This window comes from Achromobacter sp. NPDC008082, from assembly GCF_042957345.1.
GTDB lineage: Bacteria > Pseudomonadota > Gammaproteobacteria > Burkholderiales > Burkholderiaceae_B > Achromobacter > Achromobacter kerstersii_A.
On record NZ_JBIBIB010000002.1, the window covers coordinates 613,494 to 629,293 of the forward strand.

A 15,800-nucleotide genomic window follows, 5' to 3' on the forward strand; every position below is an offset into this window, starting at 1 on the left:
ATGTCGTCGTATTCGCTGGTCGTTTTTGACTGGGATGGCACCTTGATGGATTCCACGCACAGCATCGTGGCCGCCATCCAGGGCGCGTGCCGCGATCTGGAGCTGGCGGTGCCGTCGGCGTCCGAGGCCAGCTGGGTCATTGGTCTGTCCCTGGAAAGCGCGTTGCGCCGTGCCGTGCCGGAATTGACGCAAGCCATGATGCCGCGCTTCCTGGAGCGCTATCGCACGCACTACCTGCTGCGTGACCCCGAACTGCGGCTGTTCGACGGCATTCCTGAATTGCTGGCCGAATTGGCCGGCCAGAATGTCCGGCTGGCCGTCGCCACGGGCAAGAGCCGTGTCGGTCTGACCCGCGCGCTGGCCGCGACCGGCCTGGGCCCCTTGTTTGATGCGACCCGAACCGCTGATGAAACGTTCAGCAAACCGCACCCCGCGATGCTGCATGAACTGATGCAGGAATTGGATGTGGACCCCGAGCGCGTGGTGATGGTGGGCGATACCTCGCACGATTTGCAGATGGCGGTCAATGCGGGGGTGCATGGGCTGGGTGTGACGTACGGCGCTCACACCCTGAAGGAACTTCAAGGTTGTGCGCCGCAGGCGGTGCTGGATAGCGTGCCGCTCGTGCGCGACTGGTTGCTGCCTCGCGTGGCCGCCAGCGCCTGACCCGGCGGACCTTCGGTTGCGCGGCCGGACGGGAACGTCCGGCCGCGCCCAAGGTCAATCTGAAAGTTCCTATCCGCAGGCGTGCCGCCGCGGAATATCATGGGACCGCGCAACGTCTATGACATGCGCTGGGCGCGGCCATGGCTGGCTGGCGCCGAACCGGAGACCATGATGTTGATACGTAAGCCCGACGATATTCTTCCGTCCGAAATCACTGACGAGGCCGTCTGGCGCTCGCGCCGCGAACTGATGCTGCGCGCCGGGCTGACCGCCGCCGCCGTCGGTTTGCCGGGTTGGGCAACCCGCAGCGCGTTCGCGCAAGAGGCCGGTGCGCTGCCGGCCAAGCCGAACGGCTCGCTCAGCGTCATGGACAAACAGACGTCGCTTGCCGACGTCACGTCCTACAACAATTACTACGAATTCGGCGTCGACAAGGGCGACCCCGCCGCCAACGCCGGCAAGTTGCAGACGCGCCCTTGGACGGTTTCTGTAGAGGGCGAGGTCGCCAAACCGCGCACCTTTACCATCGAAGAATTGCTGAAACTGGCGCCCATGGAAGAGCGGGTCTATCGGCTGCGCTGCGTGGAAGGCTGGTCCATGGTGATTCCGTGGGTGGGCTATTCGGTATCGGAACTGCTCAAGCAGGTCGAGCCCACCGGCAACGCCAAGTATGTTGAATTTGTCACGGCCGTGCAGCGCGAGAACATGCCGGGCGTGCGCGCCGCCATCCTGGAATGGCCCTATGTGGAAGGCCTGCGTATCGACGAAGCCATGAATCCGCTGGCCATGCTGGTGTTCGGCGTTTACGGCAAGGTGCTGCCGAACCAGAACGGGGCGCCGCTGCGGCTGGCTGTGCCGTGGAAGTATGGCTTCAAGTCGGCAAAGTCCCTGGTGAAGATTCGTCTCGTGGAAAAATTGCCGGTGTCGTCTTGGATCAAGGCCGCGCCGCAGGAATACGGTTTCTACGCCAACGTGAATCCCAACGTCCCGCATCCGCGCTGGAGCCAGGCGACTGAACGCCGCATCGGCGAGGACGGCCTGTTCAGCCCCAAGCGCAAGACCTTGATGTTCAACGGCTATGGCGAGCAAGTGGCGTCGCTCTATCAGGGCATGGACCTGAAGGCGAATTACTGAGCGCGCTTATGCCTGACGTTTCAACGCCGTCTTCGGTGGCGCCGCCGCGCAAGACACAACTGTCCGCCAAGACGGTTGGACGGTTCAAGCCGGTTTTGTTTCTCTTGGGCCTGGCGCCGTTTGCGCGCTGGATCTGGTTGGGCGTGAATAACGGGCTGACCGCGAATCCGGTTGAGTTTCTGACCCGCTCGTCCGGCACGTGGACGCTCGTCTGCCTGCTGGTGACGCTAGCGATCACCCCGTTGCGCCGCCTGGCCGGGCAGCCCGCCTTGGTGCGCCTGCGCCGCATGTGCGGCCTGTTTGCGTTCTTCTACGGCGCCATGCATTTCACGGCCTGGGTCTGGTGGGACCGGGGCTTGGACCCCGCCGCCATGCTGCAAGACATCGGCGAACGTCCCTTCATCACCGTGGGATTTGCGGCGTTTGTGTTGATGACCGCCCTGGCGGCGACCTCCACGCAGTGGGCCATGCGAAAGCTGGGCAAGCGCTGGCAGCAGTTGCACCGCGCGATTTACGCCATTGGCCTGCTGGCGGTGCTGCATTACTGGTGGCACAAGGCGGGCAAGAACGATCTGGCGCAGCCCGCCCTGTATGCGGCGGTGCTGGCCTTGCTGCTGGGCTGGCGGATTGTGGTGTGGTGGCGGCGCAGGCGCTGACGTTTGCCAGGTTGCGCCGCCTGTCCCTACGGAATCGCCAGCATGATCGCGGCGGTTTCCGCGTCGGGCTGGCCATCGTATCGCGCCGGGCGGTAGTGCATCTGGAACGCCGCCAGCGTGTTGATGGTGGCCCGGTCCAGCACGCCATCTTGCGGGCTGGTGTAGCCCAGGCGCTGCAATTGCGCCTGGAACCAGGCCACATCCGGCACGCCTTGCGTTTGTAGGCGCGTCAGGTGCTCGGCGGCGCCCGTTTCGTCGTACCAGCGGCCGATGCCGGCCGCGGCCAGCGCTTTCCAAGGGAACAGCGGGCCAGGGTCAACCTTGCGCTGCGGCGCGATGTCGCTATGGCCCACGACGTTTTCTGGGGCGATGCCGTGGCGTTGGATGATGTCGCGCAGCAGTATCGTCAGCGCCCGCACCTGGCGGTCGTTGTAGGCGTGCCAGATGGGTTTGCCATCTGGGCCTTCCGTCCAGCCGGGGTTCACGATTTCAATGCCGATGGACGTGCTGTTCATGGCAATGTTGCCGTACCAGGAACTGGCGCCGGCATGCCATGCTGCGCGGCTTTCATCGACCAGCCGATAAGCGCGTCCGGCGTCGTTGATGAGATAGTGCGCGCTGACTTTGCCGCGCGACAGCAGTTTCATTGAGGTCGCGTCATCGACCGTGGTGTAGTGCACAACGACGCTGCGCACGCGGCTGGCCTGGCTGACGGCGGTGACTGAGGTGTCCAGGTCCAGTCCAGCCGGGCCGCGCGTGGCGCAGCCGGCCAGCACTGCTGTGGCCAGCAGGGTGGTGATAAGGCGGAACATGGTCAGCGGGCCAGGTAGAGGAACAGCGTGGGCAGCTTGTCCAGTTGCGGGGCGGGCAGCTTCTTCCAGTCGGCCACCGTGTGTGTCACGACCCACTCATCGGCGGTTGTGACCGAGCGCGCTACGCACAGCTTGGTGTCGCCCTTCAGGCTGGCCAAAAGCGTGGCGAACATGGCGGCGTTGCGATACGGCGTTTCGATCAGCAGCTGAGTCTGGTTGTGCTTGGAGGAGTGCTGCTCCCAGGCTTTCAGCTGCTTGGCGCGCTCGCCCGGATCGACCGGCGCATAGCCGTGGAAGGCGAAGCGCTGGCCGTCCAGGCCGCTGGCCATCAGGCCCAGCAAAATGGACGAGGGGCCAACCCAGGGCTTGACGGTGATGCCCAGCCGATGGGCAGCGTCCACGACCTTGGCGCCGGGGTCCGCCACGGCCGGGCAGCCGGCTTCGGAAACTAGTCCAATTTCCGCGCCTTGCTTGACGGGGGTGAGCCAGGCCTTGATCTGGGCGGCGTCGACCTTGTCGGTCAGTGTGTGGATGGTGATTTCCTGCAACGGCCGGGTGGTGCCGATCAGCTTCAGGAAGGCGCGGGCCGTCTTGGCGTTTTCGGCGATGTAGGTGTCCAGCCGTCCGGCCAATGCGCGAACTTCAGCCGGCAGCCAGCGTTCGGCCGGCGCATCACCCAGGCTGACGGGTATCAAGTGCAGGGCGCCGCTCATGCTGGCGCGCCCGGTGCGTCCAGCGGGTCCAGGCCGAACAAGGCCAGCATGCGCGTGAGTTCAATCAGCGGCAGGCCGATAATGGCGGTCGGATCGTCGCTCTGGATGCTCTCCATCAGCGCAATGCCCAGGCTTTCCGCCTTGGCGCTGCCTGCAGTATCGTAGGGTTCTTCGGCCCGCAGATAGGCGTCGATAGCGTGATCCGACAGGTTGCGGAAGCGGCAGCGTGTGATGATGTCTGCTTTTTCAACGCGCTGGCCATCCGTCACCGCCAGTGCGCTATGAAACTCCACGGTTTGACCCGACAGGGCGCGCAATTGCGCCTGGGCGCGCAGGAAATCCCCCGGTTTGCCGATCGGCGCGCCGTCCACGGTGGCGACCTGATCCGATCCGATCACAAGGCTGCCCGGGTGCTTGGCGGCAACCGCCATGGCCTTCGCAACCGACAGGCGCAATGCCAGCGCCGCGGGTGTTTCTCCCGGGTGTGGCGTTTCGTCTACATCGGGTGAAATAGTCGTAAAGGGCAGTCGCAGGCGCGACAGCAATTCTTTGCGGTAACGCGAGCTGGACGCGAGGATCAGGCTAGGCTTGGAAGGCATGCGGTATTTGACGGTTAAGCGTAAGTCGCAGTATTATCTAACGTTTTGCGGGATTTTTGCACCAAAGCAGCCGGAGCAAGCCTCAGGCAACCGGGTCATTTTTTCGGGTATCAGATCTGTCTGGACTGGTATCTGGGCGATCTTGGGCAAGCGGCGCAACCCGTGAAGACAGAGGACGCCTTGCAGAGGGCATCTTGCAGAGAACATCTGCAAAGGACTGATCATTAAGCGCATCGATGCATTCGCATTTGCCCATAGTGGCAAAGAAGCGCATGGAACCATACCTCTTGTGCGGTTTTCGCGCGCGGTTGAAGGGTTACCCGAACAACCGCTAGGCGATGCCGGGCTTGTGACGTGGTCCGTGCGGGGTGAGATGGGCAAGTCTGGTCTGTTGCTTGGCCGGCCGTTGCTGCACGTTCACGTGCAAGCGAACCCGGTGCTGGTGTGCCAGCGGTGCAATGCGCCGTTCGTGTATCCGGTCGATAGCGAAGTCCTCTTGCAGCTGGTTAAGTCAGAAGCCGATCTCGACGATGGTTTCACCAACGGTGATGTCACCGATGGTTATTCCGGCGAGGACGATGAAGACGAAGAAGGAAATGGTTTTGTGTCCAGCCAGCCTGAAAAGGTGGTGGGTTCACATCATTTTGATCTGCTGGCCCAGGTCGAAGATGAGCTCATTCTGAGCGTTCCGTATGTGCCCAAGCATGAAGTATGCCCGGGCGCGCAGGCCAAAGTCAGCGAAGCTCCTGAAGAGCCCGCTGTCAAGCGTCCGTCGCCGTTTGCGGTGCTGGAACAACTGAAGCACAAAGATTGAGATCAACATCGGGCCGCATCGCGTACAATGCGCCCCGTTTCTAGGAGTCATCATGGCCGTTCAACAAAACAAGAAGTCCCCCTCCAAGCGCGGTATGCACCGTTCGCACGATTTTCTGGTTGCTCCGTCGACCGCCATCGAGCCGAACACCGGTGAAACGCACCTGCGTCACCACATCAGCCCCAACGGCTTTTACCGTGGCCGCAAGGTCCTGAAGACCAAGGCCGACGAATAAGGCCCCCGGGCCGAACTCGTACTCGGACCAATTCGGCTACGCGCTGATACCTGGCACCCGTGATACGCATCGCCATAGACTGTATGGGCGGAGACTTCGGTCTGCCCGTCACGATTCCGGCTGCGATCGAGTTCGCCCGGCAATTTCCGGATACCCGGCTGTTGCTGGTCGGGCTTCCCGACGCTATCGAAGCGGCGCTCTCCGAGCACCGCGACGTTGCGCGCGATCGTATGGAAATCGTGGCGGCTTCTGAAGTCGTCACCATGGACGACCCGGTTGAGGTCGCCCTGCGCCGCAAAAAAGACTCCTCCATGCGCCTGGCCGCCCAGTCCGTCAAGGACGGGCGCGCCGACGCCTGCGTTTCCGCGGGCAATACCGGTGCGTGGATGGCCATTTCACGCTACGTGCTCAAAACGCTGGACGGCATAGACCGCCCCGCGATCGCCACGTCCATTCCGAACCAGACGGGCCGCGCCACCACGGTGCTGGACCTGGGTGCGAATGTGGACTGTTCGGCCGAGCACCTACTGCAATTCGCCATCATGGGCGCCGCACTCTCGCAGGCGGTGGACCATCGTGAGAACCCCACTGTGGGCTTGCTCAACATCGGCGAAGAAGTCATCAAGGGCAATGAAGTCGTCAAGGAAGCGGCAGAGCTTCTGCGCGGCAGCCCCTTGAATTTCTACGGCAACGTGGAAGGCAATGACATCTTCAAGGGCACGGTCGACGTCGTCGTTTGCGACGGTTTCGTCGGCAACGTCGTGCTCAAGTCCGTTGAAGGGCTGGCGAAGATGCTGTCCAGCATCATTCGCGAAGAGTTCAAACGCAACATCTTTACCTTGCTGGCCGGCGCCATCGCCAAGCCGGTGCTCAACCGTCTGCGCAATCGCGTCGACAACCGTCGCTACAATGGCGCCGCGTTGTTGGGTTTGCGCGGCGTGGTCATCAAGAGCCACGGTTCCGCGGATGTCTACGCCTACGGTTTTGCGTTGCAACGAGCTCGCGAAGCTGTAGTGAGTAAACTGCTGGAGCGCACCGCTCAGACGGTCGCTCAGATTACCAAGCGCGTTCAATCAGAAGAGGGCGCTGCAACGCTCTCACAGAACGTGGCTGGGGACACCGCTTGATGGATACCGTAATGAAATATTCCGTGATCGCGGGCACCGGCAGCTTCCTGCCGGAACGCGTGGTTTCGAATGACGAACTGGCAGCGGAACTGGCGACGCGCGATATCGCCACGTCCGATGAATGGATCGTTGAGCGCACGGGCATCCGTCAGCGCCACCTTGCCGAGCGTGGCGTCACGACCAGCCAGCTCGCCACCGAAGCCTCGCGCCGCGCGCTGGCCGATGCGGGCGTCGAGGCGTCCGACATCGACCTGATCATCGTCGCCACTTCTACCCCTGATTTCGTGTTCCCCAGCACGGCTTGCCTGGTGCAGGCCAACCTGGGCGCCAAGGGTTCCGCTGCGTTCGACGTGCAAGCCGTGTGCAGCGGTTTCGTCTACGCGCTGACCACCGCCGACAGCTTCATCCGCGCGGGCCGTGCCCGTTGTGCGCTGGTGATCGGCGCGGAAGTGTTTTCGCGCATCCTGGACTGGAACGATCGCAGCACCTGCGTGCTGTTCGGTGACGGTGCGGGCGCGGTGGTGCTGAAAGCCTCCGACACGCCGGGCATCATGGCCGCGCAACTGCACGCCGACGGCAGCCAGATGAAGATCCTGAGCGCCGCGGGCAACGTGGCCTATGGCGACGTGACGGGCGATCCGTTCCTGCGCATGGACGGCCAGGCGGTGTTCAAGCAGGCGGTGACGGTGCTGGACCGCTCGGCGCGCGATACCTGCGCCGAAGCCGGCGTTGAGCTGGCCGAGGTCGATTGGCTGATCCCGCATCAGGCCAACGTTCGCATCCTGAATTTCCTGGCGCGCAAGCTTGCCGTGCCCGTTGAAAAAGTCGTCATTACCGTTGATAGCCACGCCAACACCTCTGCGGCCAGCGTGCCGCTGGCACTGGACGCCGCGCGCCGCGATGGCCGCGTCAAGCCTGGCCAGCTCATTCTGATGCAAGGCGTGGGCGGCGGATTCACCTGGGGCTCGGTACTCGCCCGCATGTAAGGGCGCGCCCAGGCTGCGCGGCGCAATGCGCCGCCGCCTGCAGAGCGCGCCTGACATTCCTCACAGACACTGAATCAATCAAACCGGTCACTCATGAAAATCGCTTTTGTCTTTCCCGGCCAAGGTTCGCAAGCTGTCGGCATGCTGGATGCCTGGTCGGACGTTTCCGCCGTTACCGATACTGTCGCCCGTGCCTCGCAGGCGCTGGGGCAGGATCTGGGCGCGCTGATCGCCCAGGGTCCGGCGGAACAGCTCAACCTGACCACGAACACCCAGCCCGCCATGCTGACCGCAGGCGCTGCGTTCTACGCCGCCTGGTCCGCAGCGGGTGGCCGCAAGCCTGATGTCGTCGCCGGCCACAGCCTGGGCGAATACGCCGCGCTGACGGCCGCTGGCGCGTTGGCGCTGGAAGACGCCGTGCGCCTTGTGCGCGTGCGCGCTGACGCCATGCAAGCCGCCGTGCCGGTCGGCACGGGCGCCATGGCCGCCATTCTGGGTCTGGACGACGATGCCGTGCGCGCCGCGTGCGCCGCTGCCGCCCAAGGTGAAGTGGTCGAAGCCGTGAACTTCAATGCGCCCGCCCAAGTCGTGATCGCCGGCCATAAGGCGGCCGTTGAACGCGCTTGCGAACTGGCCAAGGCCGCGGGCGCCAAGCGCGCGCTGCTGTTGCCGGTGTCCGCCCCGTTCCACTCCAGCCTGCTCAAGCCCGCCGCCGATGTGCTGGCGGGCGCGCTGGCCGGCGTGACCGTGTCGGCGCCCCAGATTCAAGTCATCAATAACGTCGACGTGGCGTCCCCCACCGACCCCGCCGCCATCCGCGATGCGCTGGTTCGTCAGGCGTGGCATCCTGTGCGCTGGGTTGAAACCCTGCGCGCCATGAAGGCGCAAGGTGTCACGCACGTCATCGAATGCGGTCCCGGCAAGGTGCTGGCCGGCCTGACCAAGCGTATCGACCCCGAACTTACCGGCCTGGCCATTACCGACCCCGCTTCGCTTGAAGCCGCGTTGGCCGTCGTTAACGGAAATTAAAGACATGGACAACTCGATCGAACTGCAAGGCAAGATCGCGCTGGTGACCGGCGCCACGCGCGGCATTGGCCGCGCTATCGCCCAGGAACTGGCCGCGCGCGGCGCAACCGTTGTGGGTACCGCCACGTCCGAATCGGGCGCGGCCGCCATTACCGAAGCGCTGGCGCCGTTTGGCGGCCGCGGCGTGGTTCTGAACGTGACCGACGCCGACGCTTGCGACGCCCTGATCGACGCGCTGGGCAAGGAAGGCGGCGGTCCGCACATCCTCGTCAACAACGCCGGCATCACCCGCGACACGCTCGCCATGCGCATGAAGGACGACGACTGGTCGGCCGTGCTGGATACCAACCTGACGTCGGTGTTCCGCCTGTCGCGCGCCGTGTTGCGCAGCATGATGAAGGCCCGCTGGGGACGCATCATCAACGTGACCTCCGTGGTGGGCTCGAGCGGCAACGCCGGCCAGGCCAACTACGCCGCTGCGAAAGCGGGCGTGTCGGGAATGTCGCGCGCGCTGGCCCGTGAGTTGGGTAGCCGCAACATCACTGTGAACTGCGTCGCGCCGGGTTTCATCGACACCGACATGACGCGTGCGCTGGCTGAGAGCCAGACCACCGCCTTGCTGCAACAGATTCCGCTGGGCCGTTTGGGTTCGCCCGAAGACATCGCCCATGCGGTGGCCTTTTTGTCCGGGCCTCAAGCGGGTTACATTACCGGCACCACCCTGCACGTCAACGGCGGGATGTACATGCAATAAATCACGAATTGCGCGCAAGGCGGCCCAGGCTGCCGCGCCTTCACCGGGTTCCGGGCAAGGCTGTGCGCAATTCACCGGAAACGCCGCATACCGGTATTTCTGAGCCCCCCGGGGCAACAGATCCAGTGCGCGGTGTTATTTTTGTCACGGCCAGGCGTTGCTTTCCTCTACGCTTGGCTATAATTCGCGGGATTTTTCCCAATTGGAGATCTGCATGGAAAGCATCGAACAGCGCGTCAAGAAGATCGTCGCTGAACAACTTGGCGTGAACGAAGCCGAGATCAAGAACGAATCCTCCTTCCTTGACGACCTCGGTGCCGATTCGCTCGACATGGTCGAACTGGTCATGGCGCTCGAAGACGAATTCGAGACCGAGATCCCCGACGAAGAGGCCGAAAAGATCACGACCGTGCAACAAGCGATTGACTACATCAATTCGCACGGTAAGCAGTAAGCTCAGCCTATATCCTTCTGGTTGCCCGACTTTCGGGGCCAATCAGGAAACGGGGCGGTTTCAGGAATTTGCCGTGTGGTCCGCGTGCGGGAAGGGCGTTGTAAAGCCCGACCCGCTTTCGCGTGGGCCACACGAGCAGCGCATCCCGAAAGCCGCCTTTCTTTTGTCTGTTTGAGGAGTCATCCGTGAAGCGACGTGTCGTCATCACTGGCCTTGGTATCGTTTCGCCCGTAGGGAACGACCTGACCACCGCTTGGGACAATATCGTCAACGGACGTTCTGGCATCAGCCGCATCACCCGTTTCGATCCCTCGGCCATCACCACGCATATTGCTGGCGAAGTCAAAGACTTCGACATCAGCACCTATATCTCGGCCAAAGAAGCCCGCCAGATGGATACCTTCATCCATTACGGCCTGGCCGCCGGGATGCAGGCATGGCGCGATAGCGGCCTGGAAGTCACTGAAGCCAATGCCGAGCGCATTGGCGTGATCGTGGGTTCCGGTATCGGCGGTTTGCCGCGCATCGAAGAAACCCAGGTCGAATATATGGCCAAGGGTCCGCGACGGATCTCTCCGTTCTTCGTGCCGGGTTCGCTGATCAACCTGATCTCCGGTCATTTGTCCATTGCCTACGGCATGAAGGGCCCCAGCTACGCTGTCGTGTCGGCTTGCACGACCGGCCTGCACTGCATCGGCGACGCTGCTCGCCTCATCGAGTACGGTGATGCGGACGTCATGGTGGCAGGCGGCGCTGAATCGACCGTGTCGCCGCTGGGCATCGGCGGTTTCGCAGCCATGCGCGCCTTGTCGACCCGCAACGATGATCCTCAGACGGCTTCGCGTCCCTGGGATCGCGACCGCGACGGTTTCGTCCTGGGCGAAGGCGCAGGCGTACTGGTGCTGGAAGAGTACGAACACGCCAAGAAGCGTGGCGCGCGCATTTATGGTGAGCTCGCCGGTTACGGCATGAGCTCCGACGCGCACCACATCACGGCTCCGGACAAGGACGGCCCGCGCCGCGGCGTCATCAACGCGCTGCGCAACGGTGGCCTGAATGCCGACGACATCCAGTATGTCAACGCACACGGCACGTCCACGCCGCTGGGTGACAAGAACGAAACCGACGCGCTGAAGCTGGCGTTCGGCGATCACGCCAAGAAGCTGGTGGTCAACTCGACCAAGTCCATGACCGGGCACTTGCTCGGCGCGGCCGGCGGCATCGAGGCCGTGTTCACCACGTTGGCGGTGTACAACCAGGTTTCGCCTCCCACGATCAACATCTTCAATCAAGATCCGGAATGCGATCTCGATTACTGCGCGAATGAAGCGCGGCAGATGAAGATCGAGGTCGGCCTGTCCAACTCGTTCGGCTTCGGCGGCACCAACGGCTCCATGGCCGTTCGCCGGGTCTGATTTGGCAGGCTCCGACGCAGGGCGCTGGTCGTTTCAGGTGCCTGTGGAGCGCCCGCGCCGCGTCAGCACGCTTTGCGCGCTGGCGCTCGCGGCGGCCGCAGCATCGGTACTGGCCGTGGCGACCTGGTACGGCATGGCATGGGCAGCAGGCGCGATCATCGCGCTGCTGCTTATGCCCGCCGGGCTGTTACACTCGGCACGACGTGGCCCGTCCCCGGTATCGGCATTACGCACGGCAACCGGAGCGGGGCGCTGGCAGGTATGTTTGCCGCACGGCTGGCAAGATGCCGAGCTGCGGCATCAGCAGCGCGGCCGGCGCTGGCTGACGCTAACTTTGCGGCCTTTGCCCACCGGGAGTACGGCTTTTAAAAATAGCACCATTACCCTCACCGTCTGGCAGCGGACGTTGCGACCTGAGTCCTGGCGGCGTCTGTGCCTGCTGACGGGCACGGCGCGGCGCGCGCCTATGGCGGCACGCCCGCAGGAGGCGCCATGAGCGAACGCGAAGTCGACGCAGAATTGGTCGCGCGCGTTCAGCGGGGCGACAAGAAGGCTTTCGATCTGCTGGTGCTGAAGTACCAGCGCAAGATTCTCCGCCTGCTGGCCAGAATGATCCGCGACCCCTCGGAAATCGAGGACGTGGCCCAGGAAGCGTTCATCAAGGCCTATCGGGCCTTACCCCAGTTCCGGGGTGACAGCGCCTTCTACACCTGGCTGTACCGTATCGCCATCAATACGGCGCGCAACTGGCTGGCCTCGCAAGGCCGGCGTCCCAGCGCGCCCAATGCGATAGAAACGGAAGACGGTGAAACTTTTAACGAAACCGACAACCTAACCGATATAAGCACGCCGGAATCCATGGTTGCCAGCCGCGAAATCGCCGAGACGGTGAACGCGGCGATCGAGGAATTGCCCGAAGAGTTGCGCACCGCAATTGTCCTGCGTGAAATCGAAGGTATGAGTTACGAAGACATCGCCCAGAGCATGGATTGCCCGATCGGTACGGTGCGCTCCCGCATTTTTCGTGCGCGAGAAGCCATTGCGACCAAATTGCGTCCATTGCTTGGCACCGATGCCGAGCGTCGCTGGTAAGGAGTGGCAGTCATGCAAACCGCAGCCAAGTCCGTTGAAATCGCCGAATCCTCCTGGGAGGAATCGGTTTCCGCCTGGATGGACGGAGAAGATTCCGACGATATATTTCCCAGTCTGTTGTCCAAGGAAGGACGTCAGACCTGGGACACCTATCATTTGATCGGTGATTCCCTACGCAATTCTGATCTGGCATTGACGCCCAGCGCGGCTTTCCAGTCGCGCCTGGCGCGAGCGCTCGACGCCGAATTGCCTATCGTGGCGGCGCCTCGGCGCCGTTCGCCGTTGCGCGTCGGCCTGTCCGGCCTGGCGGTGGCGGCAGCCGTTGCCACGGTCGCCTGGGTTGCGCAGCCCTACCTGACGGGCACGCCCGCCACGGAAGTGCGCGTGCTGGCCGATGCCAGCGGCACCCCCGCCTCTGCCTCCGCCGCCGATGACTCCGGCCTGCGCGACTACCTGGAGGCCCATCGCCAGATGGCGGGTCCCAGCGCGGTGCGTCAGGTCTCGTTCGACGTCGGAGCGGGGCGTTGATGGCGGTGGTGTTACCAACTCGTTGGCCGCGCGTCGCCTCCTGGCACGCGCACCGCGCTGGCTGGTTCGCCGCCACCTTGCTGACCGCCTTTCTGGCCGCGCACGAACCTGCGCGCGCCGCTGACCCCGCGCCGGCCACGGACGACGTCGTCCAGCTCTTGTCGCGTATTCAACAGGCCGCGCGCAAGCAGGACTACGCCGGCGTGTTCATGTATCAGCAAGGCGAGATGATCCAATCCTCGCGCCTGGTGCACGTGTTGGACGGTACCGGCGAGCGTGAGCGCCTGGAGATTCTGGACGGCCAGCCTCGCGAATACCTGCGCCATAACGAAGACGTTCAGTGCCTGATCCCCGAGCGCAAGACCGTGCTGATCGAGCGTCGCCGCGGCGACCGCTTCCCCGGCTTGCTGCTGGGTGATCCGGCCAATCTTTCCGAGCACTACAAGATCCGCACCGAACCCGCGCTACATCGTGTGGCAGGCCGCGAATGCCGCTTGATCACGATCGAGCCGCTGGATAAGCTGCGTTACGGTTATCGCCTGTGTGCGGATGTTGAAACCAATCTCTTGCTGAAAGCGCAGACGCTGAACGCCGCGCGTGGCGTGGTTGAACAGGTGTCGTTCACGTCGCTGCGTCTGGGTTCGGAAGTTGATCCGCAATCGTTGACGTCGCGCTGGAGCACGCGCGACTGGAAGGTGCTTGAGCCCTCCATGACGCCGGTCGACTTGATGGCGCAAGGCTGGCGCATTCCCGCGCCCAAGGGCTTCAAGGTGATCATGCAGGTGGCGCGTTCGATGGGGCGCGGCGCAACGGTCAGCCAGATGGTCTTGTCCGACGGGTTGGCGGCAATCTCGGTGTTCATTGAGCCTTACGACAGCCAGCGCGGCCATCATCCGCCGCACGGCGCCGCCCAACGCGGCTCTATTACGGTCTATGGCACGCGCATCGCAGACTTCTGGTTGACGGCCGTGGGCGAAGTGCCCGTGGCGACGCTGGAACAGTTGGCGGAAGCGACAGAATATGTGCCCGCCGCACCTGCGGCAGCAGCGCCACCGGCTGGGGCAGCAGGGTCCAAGTGACCCCAAAGCCCGGCCGGCAAGCAGCAATTTCGGAGTAATTTATGAAAGCAATGACGGTGTCGAACGCTTTTTTCCGGCGCTTTCTGGCGGCTGTGGCGGCTGGGGTTTTCCTGTCCACCGCCTACGTGCCCGCTTCGGTCGCGCAGACGCCGACCGTGGCGTTGCCCGACTTCACGGGCATTGTTGAAAAGGCCGATCCGGCGGTCGTGAACATCCGCACGACGGCCACGGTGCCCGTGCGGGGTCCAGGTCCTGGCGGCAACGGCACCGACCCGTATGAATTGTTCCGCTGGTTCTTCGGCCCCGACATGCAGCCCCCGGGCCAGTCGCCCACCCCGCGCCAGCGCCCGCAGCCGTCGCAGCCGGAAGAGCGCACCGTGCCGCGCGGCGTCGGTTCGGGCTTCTTCGTGTCCGAAGACGGCTACATCCTGACGAACAACCACGTGGTGGTCGACGCCACGGATATTTATGTCACGCTGACCGACGGCCGCGAATTCAAGGCCAAAGTCATCGGCACGGACGAGCGCACGGATGTGGCGCTGATCAAGATTGAAGCCAAGGACATGATCCCGCTGGTCATTGGCGACCCCAAGAAGCTGAAAAAGGGCCAATGGGTGCTGGCCATCGGTTCGCCGTTTGGCCTGGATTCCACGGTAACGTCCGGCATCGTCAGCGCCATCGGCCGCGACACCGGCGAATACCTGCCGTTCATTCAGACGGACGTGGCGGTCAACCCCGGTAACTCCGGCGGCCCGCTGATCAACCTGGATGGCGAAGTCGTGGGCATCAATTCCCAGATCATTTCGCGCAGCGGCGGCTTCATGGGCATTTCGCTGGCTATCCCGATCGACGAAGCCATGCGTGTGGTGGACCAACTGCGCGCCACGGGCAAGGTGACGCGCGGCCGTGTGGGCGTGCAGATCGGTGAAGTGGGCAAGGATGTGGCCGAAGCCATTGGCCTGCCCAAGGCCGAAGGCGCGCTGGTCAGCAGCGTGGAAGCCGACGGCCCCGCCGAGCAAGCGGGCGTGCAGCCGGGCGACGTCATCCTTAAGTTCAACAATGAACCGATCAAGCGCTGGTCTGACCTGCCGCGCATTGTGGGCGAAACCAAGCCGGGCACGAAAGCCGACATGGAAGTGTGGCGCAAGGGCAAGAGCATGACGCTGTCGGTCAAGGTCGGCGAAATCCCGACCGAGAAGACTGCCGCCGCAGGCAAGAAGCCCGCTCCGGCGCCTGAAGTGACCAATGCCTTGGGCCTGGGCGTGATCGACGTGCCGGCCGATGTGCAGAAGAAGCTGCGTATCAAGGGCGGCGTTCAGGTCAAGGTGGCCGAAGGCGCGGCAGGCAAGGCCGGTTTGCAGGAAGGCGACATTGTGTTGGCTCTGAACGACACTGACGTCACCGGCGCCAAACAGTTCGCCGAACTCGTGGGCAAGCTGGATAAGACGCGCGCCGCGGGGTTGCTGGTCCGCCGAGGCGATCAGACGCAGTGGGTCGCCGTACCCGCCTCGAAGTAACAGGGCGATAGGGCCCCCCGAGGGGGCCTTTTTGCCAGGGGCCGGCCCCTTGGCAAAAAAAATTGCCCAAGACCAGCTAAAATGGCTGGTTGCCGCAAGAGGGGGCGCTTGGCGCCCCCTCGTTTTGCCCGGGCTTTGCCCGCCAGCGCCCCTCTCGTCAGCCGTGCGTACTCCGGCGGCGGTGTCTTCC

The 15,800-nt window shown here is 63.6% G+C and carries 19 protein-coding genes; 15 read left to right on the forward strand and 4 right to left on the reverse strand.

Features of this window, described 5'->3' with window-relative positions; all coding sequences use genetic code 11:
- From ACFZAI_RS09825 to msrQ, 3 genes are all read left to right on the forward strand, one after another.
- Positions 1–666, forward strand: coding sequence for an HAD family hydrolase (locus tag ACFZAI_RS09825; protein ID WP_391566727.1), 666 nt, complete (start codon positions 1–3; stop codon positions 664–666).
- Between the two features lie 171 nt (positions 667–837).
- The gene (msrP, locus tag ACFZAI_RS09830) at positions 838–1,800 is read left to right on the forward strand and encodes a protein-methionine-sulfoxide reductase catalytic subunit MsrP (RefSeq protein WP_391567098.1); all 963 of its coding nucleotides are present in this window, start codon (positions 838–840) and stop codon (positions 1,798–1,800) included.
- A gap of 8 nt (positions 1,801–1,808) precedes the next feature.
- Entirely contained in the window at positions 1,809–2,456 is a 648-nt protein-coding gene (msrQ, locus tag ACFZAI_RS09835) for a protein-methionine-sulfoxide reductase heme-binding subunit MsrQ (protein WP_391566728.1), read from the forward strand.
- Positions 2,457–2,482: 26 nt separating this feature from the next.
- On the opposite strand, the gene ACFZAI_RS09840 is transcribed toward msrQ, so the two are convergent.
- The 3 genes from ACFZAI_RS09840 to ACFZAI_RS09850 are packed head-to-tail and all read right to left on the reverse strand — an operon-like array spanning position 2,483 to position 4,580.
- Positions 2,483–3,268 (reverse strand): N-acetylmuramoyl-L-alanine amidase, encoded by a 786-nt coding sequence (locus ACFZAI_RS09840; RefSeq protein WP_391566729.1) that lies wholly within the window; start codon positions 3,266–3,268, stop codon positions 2,483–2,485.
- 2 nt (positions 3,269–3,270) lie between these two features.
- A complete protein-coding gene (locus ACFZAI_RS09845) occupies positions 3,271–3,981 on the reverse strand; it encodes an SAM-dependent methyltransferase (protein WP_391566730.1) in 711 nt (236 codons plus the stop codon).
- On the reverse strand, positions 3,978–4,580 hold the full coding sequence (locus ACFZAI_RS09850; RefSeq protein WP_391566731.1) for a Maf-like protein: 603 nt from the start codon (positions 4,578–4,580) through the stop codon (positions 3,978–3,980). The genes ACFZAI_RS09845 and ACFZAI_RS09850 overlap by 4 nt, the downstream gene beginning before the upstream one ends.
- 217 nt (positions 4,581–4,797) lie before the next feature.
- Here ACFZAI_RS09850 and ACFZAI_RS09855 point away from each other — a divergent pair, with 217 nt between their 5' ends.
- From ACFZAI_RS09855 to fabF, 8 genes are all read left to right on the forward strand, one after another.
- Complete coding sequence (locus ACFZAI_RS09855) at positions 4,798–5,394, forward strand: YceD family protein (RefSeq protein ID WP_391567099.1); 597 nt, start codon at positions 4,798–4,800, stop codon at positions 5,392–5,394.
- Positions 5,395–5,446: 52 nt separating this feature from the next.
- Entirely contained in the window at positions 5,447–5,629 is a 183-nt protein-coding gene (gene rpmF, locus ACFZAI_RS09860) for a 50S ribosomal protein L32 (RefSeq protein ID WP_006218037.1), read from the forward strand.
- A 59-nt stretch (positions 5,630–5,688) separates the two neighbouring features.
- Positions 5,689–6,756, forward strand: a complete 1,068-nt coding sequence (gene plsX / locus ACFZAI_RS09865; RefSeq protein ID WP_391566732.1) for a phosphate acyltransferase PlsX — start codon at positions 5,689–5,691, stop codon at positions 6,754–6,756.
- Positions 6,756–7,742 (forward strand): beta-ketoacyl-ACP synthase III, encoded by a 987-nt coding sequence (locus ACFZAI_RS09870; RefSeq protein WP_391566733.1) that lies wholly within the window; start codon positions 6,756–6,758, stop codon positions 7,740–7,742. Before plsX ends, ACFZAI_RS09870 begins: the two co-directional genes overlap by 1 nt.
- Positions 7,743–7,835: 93 nt before the next feature.
- Positions 7,836–8,771 (forward strand): ACP S-malonyltransferase, encoded by a 936-nt coding sequence (gene fabD, locus ACFZAI_RS09875; RefSeq protein WP_391566734.1) that lies wholly within the window; start codon positions 7,836–7,838, stop codon positions 8,769–8,771.
- A gap of 4 nt (positions 8,772–8,775) precedes the next feature.
- Entirely contained in the window at positions 8,776–9,525 is a 750-nt protein-coding gene (fabG, locus tag ACFZAI_RS09880; RefSeq protein WP_391566735.1) for a 3-oxoacyl-ACP reductase FabG, read from the forward strand.
- Between the two features lie 214 nt (positions 9,526–9,739).
- Positions 9,740–9,979 carry an acyl carrier protein gene (acpP, locus tag ACFZAI_RS09885; protein ID WP_003813816.1) on the forward strand — a complete coding sequence of 80 codons (240 nt, stop codon included), beginning with the start codon at positions 9,740–9,742 and terminating at the stop codon, positions 9,977–9,979.
- 185 nt (positions 9,980–10,164) lie between these two features.
- Positions 10,165–11,394 (forward strand): beta-ketoacyl-ACP synthase II, encoded by a 1,230-nt coding sequence (fabF, locus tag ACFZAI_RS09890; protein ID WP_391566736.1) that lies wholly within the window; start codon positions 10,165–10,167, stop codon positions 11,392–11,394.
- Positions 11,395–11,427: 33 nt separating this feature from the next.
- Here fabF and ACFZAI_RS09895 read toward each other — a convergent pair whose 3' ends face one another.
- Complete coding sequence (locus ACFZAI_RS09895; RefSeq protein ID WP_391566737.1) at positions 11,428–11,553, reverse strand: hypothetical protein; 126 nt, start codon at positions 11,551–11,553, stop codon at positions 11,428–11,430.
- 333 nt (positions 11,554–11,886) lie between these two features.
- Here ACFZAI_RS09895 and rpoE point away from each other — a divergent pair, with 333 nt between their 5' ends.
- Genes rpoE through ACFZAI_RS09915 form a run of 4 tightly spaced genes read left to right on the forward strand, consistent with a single transcriptional unit; the run spans position 11,887 to position 15,610 of the window.
- A complete protein-coding gene (rpoE, locus tag ACFZAI_RS09900; RefSeq protein WP_006218045.1) occupies positions 11,887–12,486 on the forward strand; it encodes an RNA polymerase sigma factor RpoE in 600 nt (199 codons plus the stop codon).
- Between the two features lie 12 nt (positions 12,487–12,498).
- Positions 12,499–13,014: a sigma-E factor negative regulatory protein gene (locus ACFZAI_RS09905; RefSeq protein WP_391566738.1), complete on the forward strand. Its 516-nt coding sequence runs from the start codon at positions 12,499–12,501 to the stop codon at positions 13,012–13,014.
- Positions 13,014–14,093 carry a MucB/RseB C-terminal domain-containing protein gene (locus ACFZAI_RS09910; RefSeq protein ID WP_391566739.1) on the forward strand — a complete coding sequence of 360 codons (1,080 nt, stop codon included), beginning with the start codon at positions 13,014–13,016 and terminating at the stop codon, positions 14,091–14,093. Before ACFZAI_RS09905 ends, ACFZAI_RS09910 begins: the two co-directional genes overlap by 1 nt.
- A 41-nt stretch (positions 14,094–14,134) precedes the next feature.
- A complete protein-coding gene (locus ACFZAI_RS09915; protein ID WP_391566740.1) occupies positions 14,135–15,610 on the forward strand; it encodes a DegQ family serine endoprotease in 1,476 nt (491 codons plus the stop codon).
- Positions 15,611–15,800 lie beyond the last annotated feature (190 nt).

What these genes read in the sequence shown, in the direction of transcription:
- rpmF (WP_006218037.1), top strand. Translation starts at nt 5,447, where the DNA reads ATGGCCGTTCAACAAAACAAGAAGTCCCCCTCCAAGCGCGGTATGCAC.
- ACFZAI_RS09910 (WP_391566739.1), top strand. Translation starts at nt 13,014, where the DNA reads ATGGCGGTGGTGTTACCAACTCGTTGGCCGCGCGTCGCCTCCTGGCAC.
- ACFZAI_RS09895 (WP_391566737.1), bottom strand. Translation starts at nt 11,553, where the DNA reads ATGATCGCGCCTGCTGCCCATGCCATGCCGTACCAGGTCGCCACGGCC.
- fabD (WP_391566734.1), top strand. Translation starts at nt 7,836, where the DNA reads ATGAAAATCGCTTTTGTCTTTCCCGGCCAAGGTTCGCAAGCTGTCGGC.
- acpP (WP_003813816.1), top strand. Translation starts at nt 9,740, where the DNA reads ATGGAAAGCATCGAACAGCGCGTCAAGAAGATCGTCGCTGAACAACTT.
- rpoE (WP_006218045.1), top strand. Translation starts at nt 11,887, where the DNA reads ATGAGCGAACGCGAAGTCGACGCAGAATTGGTCGCGCGCGTTCAGCGG.
- ACFZAI_RS09825 (WP_391566727.1), top strand. Translation starts at nt 1, where the DNA reads ATGTCGTCGTATTCGCTGGTCGTTTTTGACTGGGATGGCACCTTGATG.
- ACFZAI_RS09840 (WP_391566729.1), bottom strand. Translation starts at nt 3,268, where the DNA reads ATGTTCCGCCTTATCACCACCCTGCTGGCCACAGCAGTGCTGGCCGGC.
- ACFZAI_RS09870 (WP_391566733.1), top strand. Translation starts at nt 6,756, where the DNA reads ATGGATACCGTAATGAAATATTCCGTGATCGCGGGCACCGGCAGCTTC.
- msrP (WP_391567098.1), top strand. Translation starts at nt 838, where the DNA reads ATGTTGATACGTAAGCCCGACGATATTCTTCCGTCCGAAATCACTGAC.
- ACFZAI_RS09850 (WP_391566731.1), bottom strand. Translation starts at nt 4,580, where the DNA reads ATGCCTTCCAAGCCTAGCCTGATCCTCGCGTCCAGCTCGCGTTACCGC.
- ACFZAI_RS09905 (WP_391566738.1), top strand. Translation starts at nt 12,499, where the DNA reads ATGCAAACCGCAGCCAAGTCCGTTGAAATCGCCGAATCCTCCTGGGAG.
- fabG (WP_391566735.1), top strand. Translation starts at nt 8,776, where the DNA reads ATGGACAACTCGATCGAACTGCAAGGCAAGATCGCGCTGGTGACCGGC.
- ACFZAI_RS09915 (WP_391566740.1), top strand. Translation starts at nt 14,135, where the DNA reads ATGAAAGCAATGACGGTGTCGAACGCTTTTTTCCGGCGCTTTCTGGCG.
- ACFZAI_RS09845 (WP_391566730.1), bottom strand. Translation starts at nt 3,981, where the DNA reads ATGAGCGGCGCCCTGCACTTGATACCCGTCAGCCTGGGTGATGCGCCG.
- msrQ (WP_391566728.1), top strand. Translation starts at nt 1,809, where the DNA reads ATGCCTGACGTTTCAACGCCGTCTTCGGTGGCGCCGCCGCGCAAGACA.